The organism is Mesorhizobium sp. L103C105A0, from assembly GCF_000502215.1.
GTDB lineage: Bacteria > Pseudomonadota > Alphaproteobacteria > Rhizobiales > Rhizobiaceae > Mesorhizobium.
The window spans coordinates 935,996-947,740 of record NZ_AYXF01000001.1 but is presented as its reverse complement, the minus strand read 5'-3'; the positions used below and the strand labels follow the sequence as shown (position 1 = coordinate 947,740).

Below are 11,745 nucleotides of genomic sequence, written 5' to 3'. Positions count from 1 at the left end.
TCAGCGCCTCACAATGCCAGCAATTGGGGCAACCAGGGGCCGAAGCGCTGGAATGGCAGCCCGAGCGCGTAGCTGAAGACCAGCACCGAAAACAGCGTCAGGCCGGCCGACAGCAGAAGTGCCGTCAGCGGCTTCATGCGGGCGCTGGCAAAAGAGGCGATCAGCGCCGTCAGGAAGATCGACGGGACGAAGCCGAGGCCGCGCACGGTCATGCCGAAAAAGATCGGCGCCGGCAGGATGAAGAGCATGCCGCGCCAGGCAATGGGGCCGATCGGCTCGCCCTCGACGCGCACCGCCTGGACGAGGATGATGGCGCCGAGCACGATCAGCACGATCGCAAGCACCAGCGGGAAATAGCCCGGTCCCATGCGGAAGGCGGTGCCGATTTCGAGGCCGAGCGATTGTATCGCGAAAAAGGCGCCGAAAAAGATGAACAGCGCGGCGCACAGGCCGTTTGTCCTGTCGATGGCGAAAGGTTTCATGGCGGTCCTCCCCTGACCTTGCGACGGGCTGCCGTTGCAAATGTGAAACGGATGTCAAAGCGAAAACGGGCGCCGGCAGCGCCCCGTTCAAGCCTCAGTCGGCGTATTGGCCGGCGGCTTCGATGATCGGCTTCCAGCGCGTGATCTCGCCTTCCAGCTTGGCCTTCAGCGCTGCCGGCGTCGCGTCGGACTCGGACGACGGCTTGGTGCCGAGTTCGGCAAAGCGGGCGATGACGTTGGGGTCCTTCAGCGCGACCTGGAGCGATTTCGACAGTCGGCCGGTGATCTCGGCCGGCGTGCCCTTCGGCGCATAGAGGCCGTGCCAGATGCCGACCTGCACCGCGGGCAGGCCGGCTTCGATGGTCGTCGGCACGTCCTTCAGCACGTCGAGGCGCTCCGGCGTGGTGACGGCATAGGCCTTGATCGTGCCGCCCTGGATCTGCTTGGTGGTGTTGGTGGTCTGGTCGCACATAATGTCGACCTGGCCTCCGAGAAGGTCGGTCATGGCCGGGCCGGTGCCCTTGTAGGGCACGGTGACCAGCGGCGTGCCGATGGCGCTCATGAACAGCATGCCGCACAGATGCGAGGCAGCGCCGATGCCGGCATTGGCGACAGTGATGGTGTCCTTGTTGGTCTTGGCGTATTCGACCAGCCCTTTCAGGTCGGCCGGCTCCAGGTCCTTGCGGGCGACGATCGCCATCGGCACCTCGGTGACGAGGCCGACATACTCGAAGGCGTTCAGCGTGTCATAGGCGAGTTTTCTGTAGAGGGTCGCGCTGGTCGCCATGCCGATGTGATGGAGGAGCAGCGTGTAGCCATCCGGGTCGGCGTTGGCGACGCGGCCGGCGCCCAGCGTGCCGCCGGCGCCGCCGACATTTTCGACGATGATCTGCTGGCCGAGATCCTTCGACATGGCTTCGGCGACGAGCCGCGTGACCGTGTCGGTCGGACCGCCGGCCGCAAACGGCACGACGACGGTGATGGTGCGCTCGGGATAGGTCTGTGCGCTGGCGGTGAACGAATAAAGCGTGACGGCCGCGGCGGCGGCCAGGGCGGCTACAATTTTCCTCATCGTAATTCTCCTCCCAGGATATCAATCTCCGATCGCTGTGCAGGTCAGGCAGCGAGGGTGCAACAAAGGCAAGCTAACAGATTGTCGCCTGACGCAAACTGCAAAATACAGCCGTGCGCAACCATGGCGATCAGTGCGGAGTATGCCCGGCGGAGATGGGTTTGGTGTTGGCGTTGCTTCAATAACCGTAGCCGCGCGCCATCGCCGCCGCGAAGATCGGGATCAGCAGGAAGATGAAGGCTTCGGCGCGCACATAGGTCTTCACCGAGGCGAGTTCCGCCACCGGCACCTGAAAGCCGGGATTTGCACTGGCTTGCCGCTTCCAGGAGATGAAGCGGATGGTCGGGATGATCGACAGCAGGCCAACGATGCCGAATGCCGCCATCTTGGCCCAGAACACCCAGTTGTAGACATAGAACTCCCAGCCCTTCAGGCCGTAGACGACGCGGCCGATGCCGACGATGATGATCGACATCGCGAGGATGCCGTAGTGGCGGTCGATGCCGGCAAGCCGCTTCAGCGTGGCGGCGGAGAGGTCGCCGCGGATCAGGACAAATTCGGCGCCGATGATGCCGGCCAGCGACAACACCAGCAGATGATGGAAAATGGCAAGCACGAGATCGGTGGTGTCCATGGCGTTCTCCTCCCATTGGCGGTATCGAGACCGGCCCTTGCCGGACCGGTTGCGAAAGGTAGCATCGTTCGGCAGAATTCCCAGAGGCGGACCTGGGTTGGACCATCGGCGTCGCCATCCTGACAGCTGGGGTTTTCTGAAATGACCGGACTGAAGCGCGCCCTGAACCCGATGCCGGACGACATCCGCATCGCCCTGACCGAAAAAGGACTGACAGCGGCCTACGAGGCGCGGCCGGACTACCAGAAGAACGATTATCTCGGCTGGGTCGCCCGCGCCAAACGCAGCGACACCAGGCAGAAGCGGCTCGACCAGATGCTGGACGAATTGCGGCGCGGTGGGCTCTACATGAAGATGGTCTGGCACGGCTGAAAGTAAGCCGACGCTGTTCGCTTCGACCGCCTGGTCGCGCCAGGCCGTTCGGAAGCTTCCCTGGCTGAATGATGATCCGGCTTGGCCCTTGTCCGGGCGCGCTGGTTTGCTAAGCGCTGACCGTCAACGGAGGCAGAGTTTCATGGGCAGTCCAAAAACAGCCGGCGTCCCGGTTCTCGAAACGGAACGGACCATCATGCGGGCGCACCGGATCGAAGATTTCGACGACTATGCCGTCATGTGGGCCGACCCCGTCACCACCCGTTTCATCGGCGGCAAGCCGCGGACGCGGGAGGAAAGCTGGATGCGGTTCCTGCGGCATGCCGGCCTGTGGTCGCTGCTCGGCTACGGCTTCTGGGCGGTCGAGGACAAGGCCAGCGGTCGCTTCATCGGCGAGGCCGGATTCCACGATCTGAAGCGGGACATCGAGCCGTCGCTCGAGGGCATTCCGGAAGCCGGCTGGGCGCTGGCGCCGCAAGCGCATGGCAAGGGTCTTGCCAGCGAAGTCGTCAGAAGGGCCCTGGCCTGGGGCGACGACACCTTTGCCGGCGCGAGAACCGTCTGCATCATCGATCCGGAAAACACCGGTTCGTTGAACGTTGCGGCAAAGTGCGGCTACACCAAGGTCCTGGAAACCACCTATCACGACGGGCTGACGATCCTGCTCGAACGGCGGGTGTGAAGCGCTTCATCGACGCAATTTCCACGTTCTGCCAGGGTTGGCTATTCTAATCTAGCTACGCAATTCCTGTGGGAAAACCGCTCACACTTTTCCTGGAATTGCTCTTTGGGGGAGCCGACCATGCGTGCGATCAATGCGATATTTCTGAAGCTTTTCTGGGCGGGGCTGCTGCTGCTGGCGGCCGTGCAACTGGCGGGCGCCGATGCGACGGTGCCGACCGCCGACATCGAGGGCGGTGCCGACAATCATCTGGCCAAGCGCTACGAGGGGTCGTTCATCGTCTCCTACGAAAAATTCGCCTATACCGATTTTACAGTGCCGCTGTCGCCGCTGAAGCCGAGCGCCGATCCGGAGGCCCGTGACACGATGAACAACCGTGTGTTCGCGCCGGACAAGAAGGCTGAGGTCGAAGGCGCGCTGACCCGCATCGCCTATGTGCTGCCGGCCGAGCGCTCCCCGCTCGAAGTGCTGCGTAACTACCAGGATGTGATCGCGGCCGCCGGCGGCGAAGTCCTGTTCGAATGCAAGAAGGAAGAGTGCGGCGGCGCCGCCGACCGGTCGTCGAGCGGTGGCGGCGGCGACATGAGCCTGATGATGTATTTCTTCCATGAAAGCGACGTCAAGGACGCGGCCTTTTCCAATGGCGCCTGTGCGGTAACCACCGGTATCAACGACCAGCGCTTCTTCGCTGCCAAGGTGCCGCAGGATGGCGGCGACGCCTATGTCACTGTTCAGGCCTATTCGCTGACCGACGACCTCTACTGCAAGGAACTCAACGGCCGCACCATCGCCGTCGTTCAGGTGCTGGACCCCAAGGCGCGCGACAAGAAGATGGTGGTGGTCGAAGCGGCCAAGATGGCGGATTCGCTGTCGGCCACCGGCTCCATCTCGCTCTACGGCATCTTCTTCGACACCGACAAGGCCGACATCAACCCGGAATCGGAACCGACGCTGAAGGAGATCTCGACGCTTCTGACCAACGAGCCCGGCATGGCGGTGATCGTCGTCGGTCATACCGACAACCAGGGCGCGTTCGACTACAATATCGATCTGTCGTCGCGGCGGGCGCAATCGGTGAAGGCGGCGCTGGTCTCGAAATACGGCATCGATGCCGGCCGGCTGACCGCCGCCGGCGCCGGCATGATGGCGCCCGTCGCCAGCAATGACGGCGAAACCGGCCGCACCAAGAACCGCCGTGTGGTGCTGGTCAAGGCGAACTGAGGCCGATCACGGTTTCAGCGCCGGCTAGGCGCGCTGCCTGCTCCAGCATCGAGGCATCCTCGCCGAAGGCGCGGGTGGCGCGAGCGGCGGCCTCCAGCAGGTCCGGTGTCATGCGGCGCAGGAACGCCGTATCGACGCGTGTCGACGGGCCGGCCAGCGTCAAGGCGCCGAGCAGAACGCGGCCCGGTCCGAACACCGGCACCGAGACGCCCGCCGTCTCAGGGTCGCGGTCGCCGATCGACAGATAGTGGCAGGCCTTGCGGATGGTCTCGTATGGTTCGCCCGGCTGGCCCGAAAACGCTGCCAGCACGCGGCCGCCAGAGCCGGCGAGCAACGGCAGCAGGTCGCCTTCCCGGATCGTGTAGCGGATAGGATGCTTGGATTCGACGCGGTAGAGACAGGTGCGGGCGTCGCCCGAGCGGACATAGAACGCCACGCTTTCCCAACTGCGTTCGGCAAGATTACGCATGATCGGCAGCAGGATGTCGACCGCCACGACCGAGCGCTGGTAAAGCGCGCCAAGCCGAAAGGTGGCGGGTCCGATGCGGTAGCGGCCATCGTCGAGCCGCTCCAGCAACTGCCCGCGCAGCAATGAGTTCGCCAGCCTCAAAATGGTGCTTTTGTAGAGCCCGGTGCGCGCCGCGATCTCGGCCAGGCTGAGCGAGCGGTCGGCGGTCGCGAACGCGTCGAGAATGGCGATCGCGCGGTCGAGCGCGGCAACACCATCGGCCGGCAACGGCTGGGATCGCGCTTCGGTCATCTCACGAACAGTTTCATTCCAGTTTACCTGCTCGGACAAAGGCCGGCCGAAGCGATTGTGCCGCACATCCATGGTTCTGTCTAGTAGAACAGCGTTCCTGTTGACAGAACGTACCGAAATCGGCATGAATTTTTGCCGAGCGGGTCTGTTTTCAGGCTACGTTTCTGGCAGGCACCGGAGGAGGTGTCGTGATTTGGAGGAATCCCATGCTGAACAGACGCAGATTTTTGATGAGCACCGCGGCCGCAGGCGCTGCCGGATTCGTTGCAACGCATTTGACGCCCGCCCTCGGTCAGGATGCACCGCAGATCCAGATCTTCGTGCCGGCCGCGCCCGGCGGCGGCTGGGACCAGACGGGGCGCACCATCGACCAGGTGCTGCGCAGTGAAAAACTGATCTCCGGCTCGCAGATCACCAATGTCGGCGGCGCCGGCGGTACTGTCGGCCTGCCGCAGTTCATCAGCCAGTGGAAGGGCAAGGGCAATTCGCTGATGGTGGCCGGCATGGTCATGGTCGGCGCCATCATCGCCAACAAATCGGCCAACAACCTCTCCGAAGTGACGCCCATCGCTCGCCTCACCGGCGAGTTCGAGGCGCTGGTGGTGCCGGCGGATTCGCCGTTCAAGACGGCCGGCGATTTCGTCGCCGCGCTCAAAGCGGATCCGACCAAGGTTCCGGTGGCCGGCGGCTCGGCCGGTGGCTCCGACCACATCCTGTTCGGGCTGATCGCCAAGACGGTCGGCGTTCCGGCAACCAACCTCTCCTATGTGCCTTTCGCCGGCGGCGGCGAGGCGCTGTCGGCGCTGCTCGGCAACCAGGTGGCGGCCGGCATTTCCGGCTTCGGCGAGTTCTCCGAGCAGGTCAAGGCGGGCGCGCTTCGGCTGTTGGCGATCTCCGCCGACAAGCGCCAGGACGGCATCGACGCACCGACGATGAAGGAAGCCGGCATCGACGTCGAACTGTTCAACTGGCGCGGCGTATTCGCACCGCCAGGCGTCTCCGACGCCGACAAGGCGGCGATGGTCACGATGATCGAGACCATGGCCAAGAGCGATGCCTGGGCAGCCGAATGCAAGAACCGCAACTGGACCCCCATCCTTCTGACCGGCGACGATTATGCGAAATTCCTCGTCGACGACACCGCCCGCATCACCGCGATCCTCAAGGATCTCGGCCTCGCCTGATGTCTTCAGGGGCGGCCACGGCCGCCCCTTCCGACATTAGCCTGCGGCATGGACATATCATGCGCTGGGAGTGAAACTGCGGATGCGGCCGGCGGGAGGATGCCGGCCATCTCGGGAGGACATCGATGAGCACCAGCGACCAGCAGCCGGCGCCCCCGCGCCTTGCCATGCCCGAATTGTTGATCGGCATCGGGCTTCTCGCCTGTGCCGCGGCCGTGGCGTGGCAGACCCTGGCGATCCCGGTTTCGCCGCTCTATTCCAAGGTCGGGCCGACCATCTTCCCCTACATCACCATGACAGGCATGATCGTGCTTTCGCTGCTGCTCATCGTCGCCGCGCTGCGCGGCGGCTGGCAGCCGCAGGAGGAAAAGGAAACGCCGACCGACTGGAAGGCCATGGGCATCGTCGTTGCCGGCCTGGTCGCCAATCTGGTGCTGATCCAGCCGCTCGGCTTCACCGCCGCCTCGGTCATCATGTTCGTGCTCGTCTGTTATGGCTTCGGCAGCAAGCACACGCTGCGCGATGCGCTGACCGGCCTGATCCTGGCGCTTGCCGCCTATTTCGGCTTTGCCAGGGCGCTCGGCGTCAACATTGGCGCCGGCTTCATCGAAAACCAGCTGAACACGGTGATCGACGCGATCATCGCCACTGCGAGGGGCTGACGCCATGGAGACGCTCGGCCATCTCGCCCACGGATTTTCCGTCGCTTTCTCGCCGATGAACCTGCTGTGGTGCCTGGTCGGCACCACGCTCGGCACGGCCATCGGCGTGCTGCCCGGCCTCGGGCCGGCGCTGACCATCGCGCTGCTGCTGCCGATCACCTACCAGGTGGCGCCGGAGGCGTCCTTCATCCTGTTTGCTGGCATCTATTACGGCGCCATGTATGGCGGCTCGACGACCTCGATCCTGCTCAACACGCCGGGCGAAAGCGCCACCATCGTCACCGCGCTGGAAGGCAACAGGATGGCCCGCTCGGGTCGCGGCGGCGCGGCGCTGGCGACCTCGGCGATCGGCTCCTTCGTCGCCGGCACCATCGGCACGATGGGCGTCGCCTTCCTGGCCCCGGTGGTGGTGAAGTTCGCGCTCGCCTTCGGGCCGGCCGAATATTTCTCGCTGATGGTGCTTGCCTTCATCACGGTGTCGGCGGTGCTCGGCTCGTCCTCCGTGCGCGGCCTCACCAGCCTGTTCATCGGCTTCGTCATCGGCATGATTGGCGTCGACCTGCAGACGGGACAGCCGCGCTTCACCTTCGGCATGAACGAACTGCTCGATGGCGTCGATGTCATCATTGCCGCGGTCGGCCTGTTTGCCGTCGGCGAGACGCTCTACATGGCCTCGCGCCGCTATGCCGGCAAGGACGAGATCGTGCCGCTCAAGGGCTCGCTCTACATGACCGCGGCCGAATGGGGGCGCTCGTGGAAGCCATGGCTGCGCGGCGCTTTCATCGGCTTCCCGATCGGCGCCATGCCTGCCGGCGGCGCCGAGATCCCGACCTTCCTGTCCTACGCCATCGAAAAGAAGCTGTCGAAGCACAAGGAGGAGTTCGGCACGGTCGGCGCCATCGAGGGCGTTGCCGGACCGGAAGCCGCCAACAATGCGTCTGCCGCCGGCGTGCTGGTGCCGATGCTCACCCTTGGCCTGCCGACCTCGGCGACCGCCGCAATCATGCTGTCGGCCTTCCAGAGCTACGGCATCAATCCGGGACCGCTGCTGTTGACGACGCAGGCCGATCTGGTCTGGGGCCTGATCGCCAGCCTGTTCATCGCCAACGTCATCCTGGTCGTCCTCAACCTGCCGCTGATCGGGCTGTGGGTACGGCTGTTGAAAATCCCGGCGCCGCAGCTCTATGCCGGCATCCTGGTGTTCGCCACCGTCGGCACCTACGGCATCTCGCAATCGCCGATCGACCTCGTCATCCTCTATCTCCTGGGGGCCGCCGGCTTCCTGATGCGGCGCTTCGATTTCCCGACCGCGCCGGTCATCATCGGCATGATCCTGGGGCCGCTTGCCGAAACGCAGTTCCGCCGGGCGATGACGATCTCGAACGGCGACTGGTCGGTGTTCTACACCCACAAGCTGTCGCTGGTGCTGCTGATCCTTGCCTTCATCGGGCTCGCCGGTCCGCATATCTGGGCCTTCATCGAGCATCGGCGCCGGCGCGGACCCGAGCATGTGCCGGGCGATGCCTGAGCGACCTGGAGCATCATGACCGATCTGCTTGCCGGCATCCGCATTCTCGACCTGACCAATGTGCTGGCGGGCCCTTATTGTGCCTACCAGCTGGCGCTGCTCGGCGCCGATGTCATCAAGGTCGAGACGCCGCAAGGCGGCGATCTGGCGCGCCAGCTCGGCGCCTCGCCGGCGCTCAACGAGGCGGGGATGGGCGCGTCGTTCCTGGCGCAGAATGCCGGCAAGCGATCGGTGGTGCTGGATCTCAAAAGCGAAGCCGACCGCGAACGCTTCCTCGATCTCGTCGCCTCCGCCGATGCGCTGGTCGAGAACTTTCGACCGGGCGTGATGGGGCGGCTGGGGCTTGGCTATGAGGCGCTGAAAGCGGTTCGTCCGGGTCTCGTCTATTGCGCCATATCGGGGTTCGGCCAGACCGGGCCGATGCGCGACAATCCGGCCTACGACCAGATCATCCAGGGGCTGTCCGGCATCATGAGCATCACCGGCACGCCGGAGACCGCACCCTTGCGGGTCGGCTATCCCGTCGCCGACACGCTGGGCGGGCTGGTCGGGGCCTTCGCCATCGCCGCGGCGCTGGTCAAGCAGAAGACCTCGGGCGAGGGCGCGTTTCTCGATGTCTCGATGCTCGAATGCACGCTGTCGGCGCTGGGCTGGCCGGTGTCCAACTATCTGACCGCCGGCGTCGAGCCGCAGCCGATGGGCAATGAGAACATGACGGCTGCGCCCTCCGGCGCGTTTCGCACCGGCGACGGCCTGCTCAACATCGCCGCCAACAAGCAGGAGCAGTTCGTCACGCTTTGCCGGCTGATCGGCCAGCCGGAACTGGCCGACGATCCGCGCTTTGCCGAGCGCGAGACGCGCAAGCAGAACCGCGCTGTGCTGAAGGTGCTGATCGAGACGGCCTTGGCGAGCGCCTCGGCCGCAGCCTGGGAGGAAAAATTCAACCGCGCCGGCGTGCCGGCGGGCCGGGTGCTGACGATCCCCCAAGTGCTTGGCGAGCGCCAGGTGGTCGAGCGCGACATGACCACGCGTTTCCAGGGTCTGCCCGGCATGGCGCAGCCGCTGACCGTGGTGCGCGGCGGCTTCATGGTCGATGGCGCGGCACCCTTGCCGGTCCTGCCGCCGCCTGTGCTGGGCGAGCATATGGACGAGGTTTTTTCCACCCTGCCGCCGCGCGCCAGGAGAAGCGCGTGAGCGAGAGAAAAACCGGCCGCGAACGCGGCGAGGAATGGTGGCAGACCGGCATCATCGAGATGAGCCCCGGCATTATCCGGCTGCGCGGCTATGAAATCCAGGAGCTGATCGGCCGCGTCAGCTTTCCGGCCACGATCTGGCTGATGCTGCGCGGCGAATTGCCGAGCGAGGAGCAGGCGGCGCTGCTCGGCATTGCGCTGGGGGCGGCCGTCGACCACGGGCCGCAGGCGCCGTCGATCGCCATTGCCCGCATGGCCATCACCTGCGGCGTCGGCATCAACAGCGCCATGGCGTCCGCCGTCAACGTGCTGGGTGACGTGCATGGCGGCGCCGGCGAACAGGCGCTGTCCTTCTATGGCGACATTGCCGTGGCACTTGACCAGGGTGTTGCGCTGGACCAAGCCGTAGCCGCACGGCTCGACCGTTTCTTCGCCGAGGAGAAAGGCTATGTGCCGGGATTTGGCCATCGCTTCCACCCGGTCGATCCGCGCGCGCCGCGCCTGATCGCAGTGACGCGCGAGTTTGCCGCGCGCGGCGTCGTCAGCGGACGCTTTGCCGACATCGCCGAGGCCGTCGAATCAGAGGTGGCACGGCGCAAGGGGAAGAAAATACCGCTCAACATCGACGGCGCCACCGCCGTCATCTATGGCGAGCTCGGCTTTCCGCCGCCGTTGACGCGCGGCCTGTTCGTGCTCTCGCGCTCGGTCGGCATCCTGGCGCATGCATGGGAACAGTCGCAGCAAAGCGAGCGCAACAAAGGGCCGCTGCCGCGCGAATGGCTGTGGGCCTATACGGGCACGCCGCTGCGGCCATTTCCCGCTGAGGGGGATGAGGGTCCCGCTGAAGGGGACGAGGGCAAGTGAGGTTGGTCAGGCCGGGTCCGGCACTGCCGGCTGAGGCGGCGCCAGGTTGGCCATCAGCGTCGAGAGATCCGGCTCATCGATGAGCAACGCCGCGTCCTGCGGCTTGAGCCATGCCCGCTGGCGGCTCTTGGCCTCCTGCCAGTTGGCCAGTTCCTCGGACACCTCCAACAGATAGACGACGACGTCGACGCGCACAAAATTGTGCTCCAGCCGTTTCCAGTAGGAATAGCTGCCGGCAGGCGCCTTGCGGGTCTTGCCGAGCACGCCGGCTTCTTCGCGCGCCTCGATGGTGGCGGCCTTGCGCCCGCTCTTTCCTTTCATCGGCCAGCCCTTGGGCACGATAAAGCGCTTCGTCGCTCGCGACGTCACCAGCATCACTTCGAAATTGCCTGAAACGTCCAGACGAAAGGGAATGGCGGCGACCTGGCGAATGCGTTCGCCTCGCCTTGCCTTGCGTACCGCCTTTTTCTTCGTCGTCGCCATGTGCTGAAAATCCGGTCGGCGGGCGCACCGCCGCACGCCGCCTGCAAACCCTGATATGCCCGCGAGGCAATGAGCATTTTTAGTAAATAAGTCGACTAAGTAAATCGCAAGCGACCGATATCAACGGCAAACACGCACAATCTGGTTGTTGACGATCTGAATCGGACAAGCTTGCCGGACGACGGGCACTTCGGGGCGCGGCTGCGGCACGATCCGACGGTCCTGCTCGCGATATTGCTGCTGCTGTTGCTGGAACTGCTGCCGCTGCAGGCTGTTGCGCAATTGCTGCAGCTGGTTCTGCTGGATCAGCCGGTTGGCGCTGGGATTGACGGACTGAGCCGCAGCAGATTGCATGATGCCGGCGAGCGTTGCCGCCGCCAGCATTGCCGACATGAGAACTGTCGATAGGCGAAGCGTCGACATCAGTTCATTCCCGTACAGATATAACCTCCTCTCTATATAGGGCGTTCGTCTCGATCTGCCATGGGCCGGTCTGCCATGGGCCGATCTGCCACGGGTTGGCGAAATCCCTGAGGAAGCGGCCCGGCCGCACTTGACAGAAAAGATCGATTGACCGCTCTATCGGGCGCGGATCTCGGCCTCAATCG

General features: G+C 64.8%; 14 protein-coding genes. 8 read left to right on the top strand and 6 right to left on the bottom strand.

Annotation, left to right across the window (positions count from 1 at the left end; all coding sequences use genetic code 11):
- Positions 1–8: 8 nt before the first annotated feature.
- The 3 genes from X727_RS160090 to X727_RS160100 all read right to left on the bottom strand — a co-directional run bounded on the left by X727_RS160090 (position 9) and on the right by X727_RS160100 (position 2,188).
- Positions 9–482 carry a tripartite tricarboxylate transporter TctB family protein gene (locus X727_RS160090; protein ID WP_023833668.1) on the bottom strand — a complete coding sequence of 158 codons (474 nt, stop codon included), beginning with the start codon at positions 480–482 and terminating at the stop codon, positions 9–11.
- Positions 483–576: 94 nt separating this feature from the next.
- Positions 577–1,554 carry a tripartite tricarboxylate transporter substrate-binding protein gene (locus X727_RS160095; RefSeq protein ID WP_023833667.1) on the bottom strand — a complete coding sequence of 326 codons (978 nt, stop codon included), beginning with the start codon at positions 1,552–1,554 and terminating at the stop codon, positions 577–579.
- A gap of 178 nt (positions 1,555–1,732) precedes the next feature.
- Entirely contained in the window at positions 1,733–2,188 is a 456-nt protein-coding gene (locus tag X727_RS160100; protein ID WP_023833666.1) for a DUF2214 family protein, read from the bottom strand.
- A gap of 141 nt (positions 2,189–2,329) precedes the next feature.
- Here X727_RS160100 and X727_RS160105 point away from each other — a divergent pair, with 141 nt between their 5' ends.
- The 3 genes from X727_RS160105 to X727_RS160115 all read left to right on the top strand — a co-directional run bounded on the left by X727_RS160105 (position 2,330) and on the right by X727_RS160115 (position 4,463).
- On the top strand, positions 2,330–2,560 hold the full coding sequence (locus X727_RS160105) for a YdeI/OmpD-associated family protein (protein ID WP_023683083.1): 231 nt from the start codon (positions 2,330–2,332) through the stop codon (positions 2,558–2,560).
- A gap of 142 nt (positions 2,561–2,702) precedes the next feature.
- Positions 2,703–3,242, top strand: a complete 540-nt coding sequence (locus tag X727_RS160110; protein ID WP_023683084.1) for a GNAT family N-acetyltransferase — start codon at positions 2,703–2,705, stop codon at positions 3,240–3,242.
- 120 nt (positions 3,243–3,362) lie between these two features.
- On the top strand, positions 3,363–4,463 hold the full coding sequence (locus tag X727_RS160115; protein WP_023833665.1) for an OmpA family protein: 1,101 nt from the start codon (positions 3,363–3,365) through the stop codon (positions 4,461–4,463).
- Here the strand turns inward: X727_RS160115 and X727_RS160120 are convergent.
- Positions 4,450–5,223, bottom strand: a complete 774-nt coding sequence (locus tag X727_RS160120; protein ID WP_023833664.1) for an IclR family transcriptional regulator — start codon at positions 5,221–5,223, stop codon at positions 4,450–4,452. The two genes, X727_RS160115 and X727_RS160120, sit on opposite strands and share 14 nt — an antisense overlap.
- 206 nt (positions 5,224–5,429) lie before the next feature.
- Here X727_RS160120 and X727_RS160125 point away from each other — a divergent pair, with 206 nt between their 5' ends.
- From X727_RS160125 to X727_RS0133335, 5 genes are all read left to right on the top strand, one after another.
- Entirely contained in the window at positions 5,430–6,407 is a 978-nt protein-coding gene (locus tag X727_RS160125; RefSeq protein ID WP_023726470.1) for a tripartite tricarboxylate transporter substrate-binding protein, read from the top strand.
- A gap of 125 nt (positions 6,408–6,532) precedes the next feature.
- Entirely contained in the window at positions 6,533–7,069 is a 537-nt protein-coding gene (locus X727_RS160130) for a tripartite tricarboxylate transporter TctB family protein (RefSeq protein ID WP_023726471.1), read from the top strand.
- 4 nt (positions 7,070–7,073) lie between these two features.
- Positions 7,074–8,597 (top strand): tripartite tricarboxylate transporter permease, encoded by a 1,524-nt coding sequence (locus tag X727_RS160135; RefSeq protein ID WP_023686551.1) that lies wholly within the window; start codon positions 7,074–7,076, stop codon positions 8,595–8,597.
- Between the two features lie 15 nt (positions 8,598–8,612).
- Positions 8,613–9,791, top strand: coding sequence for a CoA transferase (locus X727_RS0133340; RefSeq protein WP_031196007.1), 1,179 nt, complete (start codon positions 8,613–8,615; stop codon positions 9,789–9,791).
- On the top strand, positions 9,788–10,654 hold the full coding sequence (locus tag X727_RS0133335) for a citryl-CoA lyase (protein WP_031196006.1): 867 nt from the start codon (positions 9,788–9,790) through the stop codon (positions 10,652–10,654). Before X727_RS0133340 ends, X727_RS0133335 begins: the two co-directional genes overlap by 4 nt.
- A 6-nt stretch (positions 10,655–10,660) precedes the next feature.
- Here the strand turns inward: X727_RS0133335 and X727_RS160140 are convergent, their stop codons facing one another.
- Together X727_RS160140 and X727_RS160145 are read right to left on the bottom strand one after the other, a co-directional pair.
- Positions 10,661–11,137 carry an NUDIX hydrolase gene (locus tag X727_RS160140; RefSeq protein WP_023669717.1) on the bottom strand — a complete coding sequence of 159 codons (477 nt, stop codon included), beginning with the start codon at positions 11,135–11,137 and terminating at the stop codon, positions 10,661–10,663.
- Between the two features lie 120 nt (positions 11,138–11,257).
- Complete coding sequence (locus tag X727_RS160145; RefSeq protein WP_023683090.1) at positions 11,258–11,560, bottom strand: hypothetical protein; 303 nt, start codon at positions 11,558–11,560, stop codon at positions 11,258–11,260.
- Positions 11,561–11,745 lie beyond the last annotated feature (185 nt).

Coding starts and splice junctions, on each gene's coding strand:
- X727_RS160135 (WP_023686551.1), top strand. CDS start 7,074: ATGGAGACGCTCGGCCATCTCGCCCACGGATTTTCCGTCGCTTTCTCG.
- X727_RS160115 (WP_023833665.1), top strand. CDS start 3,363: ATGCGTGCGATCAATGCGATATTTCTGAAGCTTTTCTGGGCGGGGCTG.
- X727_RS160130 (WP_023726471.1), top strand. CDS start 6,533: ATGAGCACCAGCGACCAGCAGCCGGCGCCCCCGCGCCTTGCCATGCCC.
- X727_RS160110 (WP_023683084.1), top strand. CDS start 2,703: ATGGGCAGTCCAAAAACAGCCGGCGTCCCGGTTCTCGAAACGGAACGG.
- X727_RS160140 (WP_023669717.1), bottom strand. CDS start 11,137: ATGGCGACGACGAAGAAAAAGGCGGTACGCAAGGCAAGGCGAGGCGAA.
- X727_RS160090 (WP_023833668.1), bottom strand. CDS start 482: ATGAAACCTTTCGCCATCGACAGGACAAACGGCCTGTGCGCCGCGCTG.
- X727_RS160105 (WP_023683083.1), top strand. CDS start 2,330: ATGACCGGACTGAAGCGCGCCCTGAACCCGATGCCGGACGACATCCGC.
- X727_RS160125 (WP_023726470.1), top strand. CDS start 5,430: ATGCTGAACAGACGCAGATTTTTGATGAGCACCGCGGCCGCAGGCGCT.
- X727_RS160120 (WP_023833664.1), bottom strand. CDS start 5,223: ATGACCGAAGCGCGATCCCAGCCGTTGCCGGCCGATGGTGTTGCCGCG.
- X727_RS160100 (WP_023833666.1), bottom strand. CDS start 2,188: ATGGACACCACCGATCTCGTGCTTGCCATTTTCCATCATCTGCTGGTG.
- X727_RS160145 (WP_023683090.1), bottom strand. CDS start 11,560: ATGTCGACGCTTCGCCTATCGACAGTTCTCATGTCGGCAATGCTGGCG.
- X727_RS160095 (WP_023833667.1), bottom strand. CDS start 1,554: ATGAGGAAAATTGTAGCCGCCCTGGCCGCCGCCGCGGCCGTCACGCTT.
- X727_RS0133340 (WP_031196007.1), top strand. CDS start 8,613: ATGACCGATCTGCTTGCCGGCATCCGCATTCTCGACCTGACCAATGTG.